This is a genomic window from Streptomyces sp. NPDC000880, from assembly GCF_053599675.1.
The window spans coordinates 1-9,427 of sequence record NZ_JBSFMS010000188.1 but is presented as its reverse complement, the minus strand read 5'-3'; the positions used below and the strand labels follow the sequence as shown (position 1 = coordinate 9,427).

The 9,427-nt window shown below is 69.3% G+C and carries 7 protein-coding genes, 5 tRNA genes and 1 pseudogene; 4 read left to right on the top strand and 9 right to left on the bottom strand.

Going from position 1 to position 9,427, the window contains the following annotated elements; translation table 11 throughout:
- Positions 1-49 precede the first annotated feature (49 nt).
- From ACWDO5_RS34000 to ACWDO5_RS33960, 9 genes are all read right to left on the bottom strand, one after another.
- Positions 50-122 (bottom strand) — tRNA-Glu (locus ACWDO5_RS34000).
- A gap of 18 nt (positions 123-140) precedes the next feature.
- Positions 141-212: transfer RNA gene (locus ACWDO5_RS33995), tRNA-Gln, on the bottom strand.
- Between the two features lie 16 nt (positions 213-228).
- Positions 229-301 (bottom strand) — tRNA-Glu (locus ACWDO5_RS33990).
- An 83-nt stretch (positions 302-384) separates the two neighbouring features.
- A tRNA-Glu gene (locus tag ACWDO5_RS33985) sits at positions 385-457 on the bottom strand.
- Between the two features lie 24 nt (positions 458-481).
- Positions 482-553 (bottom strand) — tRNA-Gln (locus tag ACWDO5_RS33980).
- An 88-nt stretch (positions 554-641) separates the two neighbouring features.
- Positions 642-1,361 carry an HAD family hydrolase gene (locus ACWDO5_RS33975; RefSeq protein ID WP_450534413.1) on the bottom strand — a complete coding sequence of 240 codons (720 nt, stop codon included), beginning with the start codon at positions 1,359-1,361 and terminating at the stop codon, positions 642-644.
- Between the two features lie 137 nt (positions 1,362-1,498).
- Positions 1,499-2,974, bottom strand: coding sequence for a glutamate--tRNA ligase (gene gltX, locus ACWDO5_RS33970; protein ID WP_450534412.1), 1,476 nt, complete (start codon positions 2,972-2,974; stop codon positions 1,499-1,501).
- Positions 2,967-3,752: a fumarylacetoacetate hydrolase family protein gene (locus ACWDO5_RS33965; protein ID WP_450534411.1), complete on the bottom strand. Its 786-nt coding sequence runs from the start codon at positions 3,750-3,752 to the stop codon at positions 2,967-2,969. The genes gltX and ACWDO5_RS33965 overlap by 8 nt, the downstream gene beginning before the upstream one ends.
- Positions 3,753-4,001: 249 nt before the next feature.
- A complete protein-coding gene (locus ACWDO5_RS33960) occupies positions 4,002-4,175 on the bottom strand; it encodes a hypothetical protein (RefSeq protein WP_450534410.1) in 174 nt (57 codons plus the stop codon).
- Between the two features lie 577 nt (positions 4,176-4,752).
- On the opposite strand from ACWDO5_RS33960, the gene ACWDO5_RS33955 reads away from it, so the two are divergent.
- From ACWDO5_RS33955 to ACWDO5_RS33940, 4 genes and pseudogenes are all read left to right on the top strand, one after another.
- Entirely contained in the window at positions 4,753-8,382 is a 3,630-nt protein-coding gene (locus ACWDO5_RS33955; protein ID WP_450534409.1) for a nitrate- and nitrite sensing domain-containing protein, read from the top strand.
- 9 nt (positions 8,383-8,391) lie between these two features.
- On the top strand, positions 8,392-8,805 hold the full coding sequence (locus tag ACWDO5_RS33950) for a roadblock/LC7 domain-containing protein (protein ID WP_142214992.1): 414 nt from the start codon (positions 8,392-8,394) through the stop codon (positions 8,803-8,805).
- Positions 8,806-8,929: 124 nt separating this feature from the next.
- Positions 8,930-9,337, top strand: coding sequence for a DUF742 domain-containing protein (locus tag ACWDO5_RS33945; RefSeq protein ID WP_450534408.1), 408 nt, complete (start codon positions 8,930-8,932; stop codon positions 9,335-9,337).
- Positions 9,318-9,427, top strand: a pseudogene (locus tag ACWDO5_RS33940) (ATP-binding protein); the annotation flags it as partial. The gene ACWDO5_RS33945 and the pseudogene ACWDO5_RS33940, both read left to right, overlap by 20 nt.

Below are 9,427 nucleotides of genomic sequence, written 5' to 3'. Positions count from 1 at the left end.
GTGGCGAGGTGTTCTCGGATCGCGTCGGCCCATAGATAGTCGCCGCCCTGGCCGACCGGATTCGAACCGGCGCTACCGCCTTGAGAGGGCGGCGTGCTAGGCCGCTACACAACGGGGGCCTTGCGGATGAGCTCCGCGAGCTGGCCTACCAGGACTCGAACCTAGAATGACGGTACCAGAAACCGTAGTGTTGCCAATTACACCATAGGCCATGGTGGTTTAGACCAGTACCCCCGACCGGATTCGAACCGGCGCTACCGCCTTGAGAGGGCGGCGTGCTAGGCCGCTACACAACGGGGGCCCTAGCGATCCCACCCGGCAGAGCCGGGTGATGTCACCGCATGATCATCGGGTGCGACCCTGATGATCAACGGGATGGATCTGTACCCCCGACCGGATTCGAACCGGCGCTACTGCCGTGAGAGGGCAGCGTGCTAGGCCGCTACACAACGGGGGCTTTGCAGAAGATCATTTCTGCGAGCTGGGCTACCAGGACTCGAACCTAGACTAACTGAACCAGAATCAGTCGTGCTGCCAATTACACCATAGCCCACCAAAAATCAACCCCCTGGAGGGGGGTTTGTTTGGCTTGCGCTCCCCGGTCGGACCTCTCGGCCTTCTCGGGCGGCGCAGGAAGAACATTACCTGAAGGTGTCCGGCGCTCCAAAACGGGATTCGCCGCGCAGCAGGCCAGGGAGCTGGTCGAGTCCGGTGATGCGGGTGAGCTCGGGTCGGCCCCCAAGACCGGTGCGGTCCAGCCAGATCCCGGCCAGTCCGGCGGCGACGGCGCCCTGGGCGTCGATATCGGGATGATCCCCTACATAGGCGACCTCGTGCGGCGCGAGCGCGAGCTCGTCGCAGGCGGCGTGGAAGGCGCCGGGTTCGGGCTTGGACACGCCCAGTTCGACGGCGCACACGACGGCCTCGAACCGGTCCCGTACGCCGAGAACGCGCAGCTTGCGGTCCTGGTTGTGGATGCTGGAGTTGGACAGGACGGCATGGCGGTAGTCGTCCGCGAGCAGGTCAAGAACGGGCACGGTGTCCGGGAAGAGCGACCAGGCGGCCTCATAGTGGGCGACGTGCCGGTCGAACCAGGCATCGGCCTCGGCGTCGCTCATCGGCGTACCGAGAAAACTGCGGACGCGGTCCCTGCGCTGCCCCTGGAAGTCGGTCTCACCGCCGGCGAAGCGGGCCCAGTGGAGCTCGGTGACCTCCCGCCACGCATCGAGAGCCTGCGCGACGGAGTCGTATCCGCCGGGCAGGCCCTCGGTCTGCAGATGCTGTCGCATGCCGACGCGGTCGGCGCTGGTGTAGTCGAAGATCGTGTCATCGATGTCCCAGAGGACCGCGCGGATCGGCATGATCCGACGGTACCCGGGCGCCGCCCCTTTGCTGGGGGGTTCGGGGGTTACCCCCCGAGGAATGCAGTGTCGATGTCCCAGAGGACCGCGCGGATCGGCATGATCCGACGGTACCCGGGCGCCGCCCGATCCGGACTTCAGGCCGCCAGCTTCGCCAGCGCCGCGTCGATGCGGGCCAGTGTCTTTTCCCGGCCCAGGATCTCCAGCGACTCGAAGAGCGGCAGGCCCACGGTGCGGCCGGTGACCGCGACGCGGACCGGGGCCTGGGCCTTGCCGAGCTTCAGGCCGTGCTCCTCGCCCGCCGCGAGGACCGCGTTCTTGAGCGACTCCGGGCTGGACCAGTCCGCGTCGGCCAGCTTCTCGCGGGCCGTACGGAGCAGGGCGTCCGCGCCCTCCTTCATCGCCTTCGCCCAGGACGCCTCGTCCTCGACCGGGGCGTCCAGGAAGAGGAAGTCGACATTCGCCGTGATGTCCGAGAGGACGGTCAGCCGGGTCTGGGCGTACGGGGCGATCGCCTGCCAGGCCGCCTCGTCGAACTTCTCCGGGGCCCAGTTGGCGTGCGGCGGCTGCAGCCAGGGGCGGCACGCCTCGATGAAGTCCTTCACATCCAGCCGGCGGATGTGGTCGGCGTTGATCGCCTCCGCCTTCTTCAGGTCGAAGCGGGCCGGGTTGGCGTTGACGTCCGCGATGTCGAACCTCTCGACCAACTCGGCGACCGAGAAGACGTCCTGGTCGGCGGAGAAGGACCAGCCGAGCAGCGAGAGGTAGTTGAGCAGGCCCTCGGGGAGGAAGCCGCGCTCGCGGTAGACGTTGAGGGATGCCTGCGGGTCGCGCTTGGACAGCTTCTTGTTGCCCTCGCCCATGACGTACGGCAGATGCCCGAAGGCAGGCGTCTCCTTGGCGATGCCCAGCTCGATCAGCGCCTTGTAGAGCGCGATCTGGCGCGGGGTGGAGGACAGCAGGTCCTCGCCGCGCAGGACGTGCGTGATCTCCATCAGCGCGTCGTCGACCGGGTTGACCAGCGTGTAGAGCGGGGCGCCGTTGGCGCGGACGATGCCGTAGTCCGGAACGTTGTCCGGGGTGAAGGTGAGCTCGCCGCGGACCAGGTCCGTGAAGGTGATCGGCTCGTCGGGCATCCGGAAGCGGACGATGGCCGGACGGCCTTCGGCCTTGTACCGCGCGATGCGCTCGACGGAGAGGTTGCGGCAGGTGCCGTCGTAGCCGGACGGCTTGCCTGCCAGGCGGGCGGCGTCCCGGCGGGCCTCCAGCTCGACGGCGGTGCAGAAGCACTCGTACGCGTATCCGCCGGCCATCAGCTTCTCGGCGACGTCCTTGTAGATGTCCATCCGCTGCGACTGGCGGTAGGGGGCGTGCGGGCCGCCGACCTCGGGGCCCTCGTCCCAGTCCAGACCGAGCCAACGCATCGAGTCGAGCAGCTGGTTGTACGACTCCTCGGAGTCGCGGGCCGCGTCGGTGTCCTCGATACGGAAGACCATGGTGCCGCCGTTGTGCCGGGCGAAGGCCCAGTTGAACAGGGCGGTGCGGACCAGGCCCACATGCGGGTTGCCGGTCGGCGAGGGACAGAAACGTACGCGGACGGATCCGTTAGTCACGCTTGATCACCTTGTTGGTGAGAGTGCCGATGCCTTGAATGGTGACGGCGACCTCGTCGCCGACGTTGAGAGGGCCGACCCCGGCGGGGGTGCCGGTGAGGACCACGTCGCCGGGGAGCAGCGTCATGGCCTCGGTGATGTTGACGATCAGGTCCTCGATGGAGTGGATCATCTGGCTCGTACGGCCGAGCTGGCGCTGCTCGCCGTTGACCGTGCACTGGATGGCAAGGTCGCTCGGGTCGAGGTCGGTCTCCACCCAGGGGCCGAGCGGGCAGGAGCTGTCGAAGCCCTTGGCCCTGGCCCATTGCTTCTCGCGCTTTTGCACGTCGCGGGCGGTGACGTCATTGGCGCAGGTGTAGCCGAGGATGACGTCCTTGACACGCTCGCGCGGGACCTCGCGGCACATGCGGCCGATGACCACGGCCAGTTCGGCCTCGTGGTGCAGATCGTTCGAGAAGGAGGGGTACGCGATCGGGTCGCCGGGACCGACCACCGAGGTGGACGGCTTGAAGAACGCGAACGGCGCGTCGGGGACCTCGTTGCCGAGCTCCGCCGCGTGCTCCGCGTAGTTGCGGCCGAAGGCCACGACCTTGTTGGGAAGCACGGGCGGCAGCAGCCGGACCTTGCTCAGCGGGACCTTCGTGCCGGAGAGCTCGAAGTCCGCGAACGGGATGCCCTTGATGATGTCGAGGACGAGACCGGCTGAATCACCGGTGCCTTCGCCCTCGACCGCGCCGAAGGCGACATTGCCGTCGATGGAGAACCTGGCGATGCGCACGGGATGCGGGTGCCCCTCTACTAACGCTGGCTGGAGTGTGACGCTCCAGGCTAACGCGGCCGGGCGCATCCCTAGGCGAGTGAGCCGAAGGGGCGCGTGGCTGCCGAAAGAGAGTGGGGGCAGCCCCCAGCGGTAGCTGGGGGAGCGCGGAGGTCCCGAGGAACGAGAGAGATCGAGCACGGTCGACCGTCGGCAGACGCTGAGGCGACCCGTGGGGGTCCCCCGCCGAAGGCAGGGGAGAGCCGAGCCTCAGGAAAGAGGGGCGTCCACAAGGATCGTGCGGCGGGGGTTGGCCGTCTGGGTGGGAAGATCGACCGTGTGCTCCGGCTGCTCCGTCGTCTGCAGCTCCTCGGCGTCCTTGAGGTGCGCGAGGGTGGTGCGCCGGGGGTTGGCTATGTTGCGGAACATCGTCGTCGTCTTCATCTGCTGTTTCAGACCCTGTCGGAGTACGGGCACCCAGGTGAGCGCCGGTTGACGGATTTCCCATCCTTGTAAAGCGTCAGGCTAAACATCCAGTTCCCCGGGAAAGCCAGTAGGAGGCAGCGATCTCCATGTGAGTTTCCTCACGAGTTGACAGTCAATTCGGTCATTCCAGGCGGCCAACTGCCCACCGAGAAACGGACATTCATCACTGAAGGCAGTATTCCGCTCCCGATCATGGCGACTGGGACACCCCCCACCCCTAAGTGACTCGTGAGTAAAAGTCCGTTTCCTCCGCGAACCCCTTCTACGCCTTGTGACACAACGATCACACCGTGTCACCCATGTCACAGCCCGGTACACGGCCCTTGTTGGAGATCCGGCACTGTGCTGGAATTCCACGCACCGCCGCGGTTCAGACCGGCGCGCAAGGGGCGCAACCCAGCGCCAATGGCGGCGGGGAAGGGGGAGCAGCGCCGGTCACTCACGACCACCACTGGGGCGCGTTCTTCGCCCCACGACGCCGACACCGTCCCGCCGTGCAAGCGGAGGGACGCCTGGTCCAGAGGTTGCGACGCTAGTGCAGGGACGTTTCAAGAGGGATGGCAGCGCTGCGGCGGAACAGGAGCCGCGCGGCGGGACCGACCGCGGATCCTCGCCCCGGCACACCCAGAACCAGGGACCGGCAGCGCCCGGCGACAGCGGCGAACGTGTCGCGCGCCCCGGCGCGGCGGCACCCGGAGGCGATGCGCCCAAGGCCCCGCTGAAGCCGAAGGGGCCCACGGAAACCGGTTCGCGAATAGCACTGCGCAACTGGCGCATCAGCACGCGTCTGGTCTCCCTGCTGACCCTGCCGGTCGTCGCCGCGACCACGCTGGGCGGACTCCGTATCAGCCAGTCCATGGACGACATGCAGCAGCTGGATCACATGCAGCTGCTCACCAACATGACCAAGCAGGCGACCGAGCTGGCGCAGGCGCTCCAGTCGGAGCGGGACCTGTCGGCCGGTCCGCTGTCCAATAACACCCCGGTCACCGACTTCAAGGTCTCAGGCCCGCGGGCCGCGACCGACCGGGCCAGGAAGTCGTTCCTCGAAGCCACCCGTGACATCCCCAACACGGGCGCGGACGCCGCGCTGGAGAGCATCCGCGCCAACGCGAACCAGATCGCCGTCCAGGTCAACCAGCTCAACGGCATCCGTGAGACCGCCTACGCCCCGGACAACCCGCACTCCCTGACGGTGGAGGGCTACAGCCGGCTGATCGAATCGCTGCTGAGCCTCTCCCAGGACATGGCGCAGGCGACCAGCAACCCGGAGATGATCAAGCGGACGCGCGCCCTGGCGGCCTTCTCCTCCGCCAAGGAGTACGCCTCCATCCAGCGCGCGATCATCGCCGCCGCGTTGCCGGGCGGCGCCGACTCGAAAGGTCCCGGCCTCTCCGAGATCGACCGGCTCTACGGCAAGGCCGCCCGCGACAACGGCGAGACCCAGCTCAAGGCCTTCAAGTCGGTCTACGAGTCCTCCGGCGGCAACGCCGACGAGCTGACCTCGCCGATGGAGAACGGCAACCCGACGATCACCGCGTCCGAGCTGTACGCCCAGCGCGCGCTGGAAACCAGGAACGGTCTGGCCAGCCTGGACCGGCGCTCGCACCTGGACTGGACCGACGACTACTCGGTCCGCATCAACGCCATGAAGACCATCGAGGCCACACTGCTCGGCCAGATGGAGAGCAAGGCCCGTGAGCTGCGCGATCAGTCCCAGCGCGAGGCGATCATCAACGGTGCGCTGATCCTCGTCGTCCTCGGCGTCTCGCTCGTCGGCGCCTTCGTCGTGGCCCGCTCCATGATCCGCTCGCTGCGCCGGCTCCAGGACACCGCGACCAAGGTGGCCCAGGACCGGCTGCCCGAGCTGGTCAAGCAGCTCTCCGAGGCCGACCCGCAGGACGTCGACACCTCCGTCGAGTCGATCGGTCTGCACTCCAGGGACGAGATCGGCCAGGTGGCCGCGGCCTTCGACGACGTGCACCGGGAGGCAGTCCGGCTGGCCGCCGAGCAGGCGCTGCTGCGAGGCAACGTCAACGCGATGTTCACCAACCTCTCGCGCCGCAGCCAGGGCCTTATCCAGCGTCAGCTCTCACTCATCTCCGAGCTGGAGTCCCGCGAGGCCGACCCGGACCAGCTGTCCTCCCTCTTCAAGCTGGACCACCTCGCGACCCGTATGCGCCGGAACGGCGAAAACCTCCTCGTCCTCGCGGGCGAGGAGCCGGGCCGCCGGTGGACCCGGCCGGTCCCGCTGGTCGACGTGCTCCGTGCCGCCGCCTCCGAGGTGGAGCAGTACGAACGCATCGAACTGGCCGCGGTCCCCGCGACCGAGGTCGCGGGCCGCGTCGTCAACGACCTTGTGCACCTCCTGGCCGAGCTGCTGGAGAACGCGACCTCGTTCTCCTCGCCGCAGACCAAGGTCCGCGTCACCGGTCACGCGCTGCCCGACGGCCGCGTCCTGGTCGAGATCCACGACACCGGCATCGGCCTCTCCCCCGAGGACCTCGCCGCGATCAACGAGCGGCTGGCGTCGCCGCCCACTGTGGACGTCTCGGTCTCGCGCCGCATGGGTCTGTTCGTGGTCGGCCGACTGTCTCTGCGGCACGGCATCCGCATCCAGCTGCGCCCCTCCGACTCCGGTGGTACGACCGCGCTGGTCATGCTCCCCGTCGATGTCGCCCACGGCGGCAAGAAGGCTCCGCCCCTGCCCGGTGGGGGCGGCCAGAGCTCCGCTCCCCCGGCGCAGGGCGGTCCCGCGAGCCTCGGCGGCCGTCCGGGCGGTGGTGGTCCCGGTGGGGCCGGCGGCGGCAGCCGTCCCGGTCTCGGCGGGCCGCCCGCGGGCGGGCGGCCCGGTACCGGTGCGCCACGCGGCCAGGTCGGCGCGGGCGCGGCTCCTCGTGCCGCGCTGCCGACCCGTGACGGGTCTCCGCGCCCGGGTCAGGGTCAGCAGGGCGGTCAGGGCCAGGGCGGCGGTCTTACCGGCGCCTTCGGCTCGAGTGCGGGCCGCGGAGCGCAGAACGCTCCCGCCCGTAACGAAGCGGGGCAGAACGGCTTCCAGCAGGGCGCTCCGGCCGCTGGTGACCGAGGCAGGCAGCTGCCGGCCTCCGGCGGCCCGCGCGCCGAGCTCCCCGGCGGCAGCCCCCGCCGCGAGGAGCCACAGCGCCCGCAGCGTCCGCAGGCCGCCAGCTGGGGCAGCGAGCAGGCGCCCACCCCGCAGCAGCGTCCGGCAACGGACGCGCCGCGCGGCCACGAGGACAGCGACTCGACCCGCGGTCCCGGCTCGACGGCGGAGTTCCCACGGCCCGATGTTGGGGGCACCTCCCGTGCCGAAGGCTATGGGGGGGCGCAGCCGCCGCGGGGTCCCAACACCGGCGCCGCTTCAGGCTCCACAGGGCAGTTCGTACGAAGCGATGTGTACGGCACGCCTGCCCCCTCGTCCACGGGCCAGTACGCCCGCCAGGACCTGAACGGCTCGCCGGCCGGCAGCTCCCAGGACCCGGCGTCCACCGCTCAGTTCGCCCGTCCCGATGTTTCCGGCACCTCCCGTGCCGGAGGCTATGGGGGAGGGCCGCAGGCTCCGGCACCGCGCCCGCGCGGCGGCCGGGACAACGGCTTCTCCGCGCCCCGCCCTGTGAACGCACTGCCCCCGCAGCCGCAGCACGAGGCGCTCCCACCGGCCGGTCGCGGCGACGGCCGTACGCCGCTGTACGACACGCTCGAGACGAACTGGTTCCACGGCGCACAGAACGGCCAGCAGGGGGGTCAGCCCACACAGCAGCAGCCGGCCGACCGTCCCGTTCCGCCGATGCCGCAGCGCTCCCCGGCGCAGACCCCGGTGGCCCCGGGCAACGCGCCCAATGCGAGTGTTGCCGCCTGGCGCACCTCGCCCAATGACGAGTTGGTACGCCAGGCCGAGCGGGTCAGGAAGCCCGCGGCCGGCGGCGTCACCACCTCTGGTCTGCCCCGCCGGGTCCCGCGCGCCAACCTTGTGCCGGGCACCGCTCAGGAGCAGGACAACCAGGCCGGTCCGCAGGTTTCGCGTGCGCCAGACGACGTACGCGGCCGGCTGACCAATCTCCGTCGGGGCATTCAGCAGGGCCGTCAGCAAAACAGCTCGACGACCGGCAGCTTCAACCTCGGCCCCACTCACCAGCAGGAGCGTTAGTTGAGCCCGATGAGCCAGGCGGCGCAGAATCTGAACTGGTTGATCACCAACTTCGTGGACAACACCCCTGGGGTGTCGCACACGGTGGTGGTCTCCGCCGACGGTCTTCTGCTGGCAATGTCCGAAGGATTCCCCCGCGACCGCGCCGACCAACTGGCGGCCGTGGCGTCCGGGCTGACCTCGCTGACCGCGGGGGCGTCCCGGATCTTCGAAGGCGGCCCGGTCAGCCAGACCGTTGTCGAGATGGAGCGCGGCTTCCTCTTCCTCATGTCCGTTTCCGACGGCTCCTCGCTGGCCGTGCTCGCACACCCCGAGTGCGACATCGGCCTCGTGGGCTACGAGATGGCTCTCCTGGTGGACCGGGCGGGCAGTGTCCTCACGCCGGACCTGCGCGCCGAGCTCCAGGGAAGCCTGCTGCACTGAACCCGCCCACCCCACAGGTGCTTCACCACGCGCCACCGCACAGCCACCGTCAGGTCGCCCACCGGCCCCCCACCGGCCCACTCAGACGGCACGCCGACCACTTGCTGTCACGCCCGGAGGATTCATGACCCCGCCACCCGCCTCTCACGATCCGTACGGCGCCTCAGTCGACGCGTCGTACGGATTTGAAGGCGATCAGCCGCTGGTCCGTCCGTACGCCATGACCGGCGGCCGGACCCGGCCGCGCTACCAGCTCGCTATTGAGGCGCTGGTCAGCACCACGGCCGACCCGGCGCTCCTTGCCGGGCTGCTCCCCGAGCACCAGCGGATCTGCCACCTGTGCCGTGAGGTCAAGTCGGTGGCCGAGGTCTCGGCCTTGCTGTCAATGCCGCTCGGGGTTGCCCGGATCCTCGTGGCCGACCTGGCGGAGGCGGGGATGGTGGCGATCCATCAGCCGGGCAACGGAGAGGCCGGCGGCACGCCGGATGTGACACTGCTCGAAAGGGTGCTCAGTGGACTTCGCAAGATCTAGCGGCGGTGCAGCCCGCTCAACCACCAGCGCGAAGATCGTGGTGGCGGGCGGCTTCGGCGTGGGCAAGACCACGTTCGTCGGCGCCGTCTC

Coding starts and splice junctions, on each gene's coding strand:
- ACWDO5_RS33975 (WP_450534413.1), bottom strand. CDS start 1,361: ATGCCGATCCGCGCGGTCCTCTGGGACATCGATGACACGATCTTCGAC.
- ACWDO5_RS33960 (WP_450534410.1), bottom strand. CDS start 4,175: ATGAAGACGACGACGATGTTCCGCAACATAGCCAACCCCCGGCGCACC.
- ACWDO5_RS33950 (WP_142214992.1), top strand. CDS start 8,392: ATGAGCCAGGCGGCGCAGAATCTGAACTGGTTGATCACCAACTTCGTG.
- ACWDO5_RS33945 (WP_450534408.1), top strand. CDS start 8,930: ATGACCCCGCCACCCGCCTCTCACGATCCGTACGGCGCCTCAGTCGAC.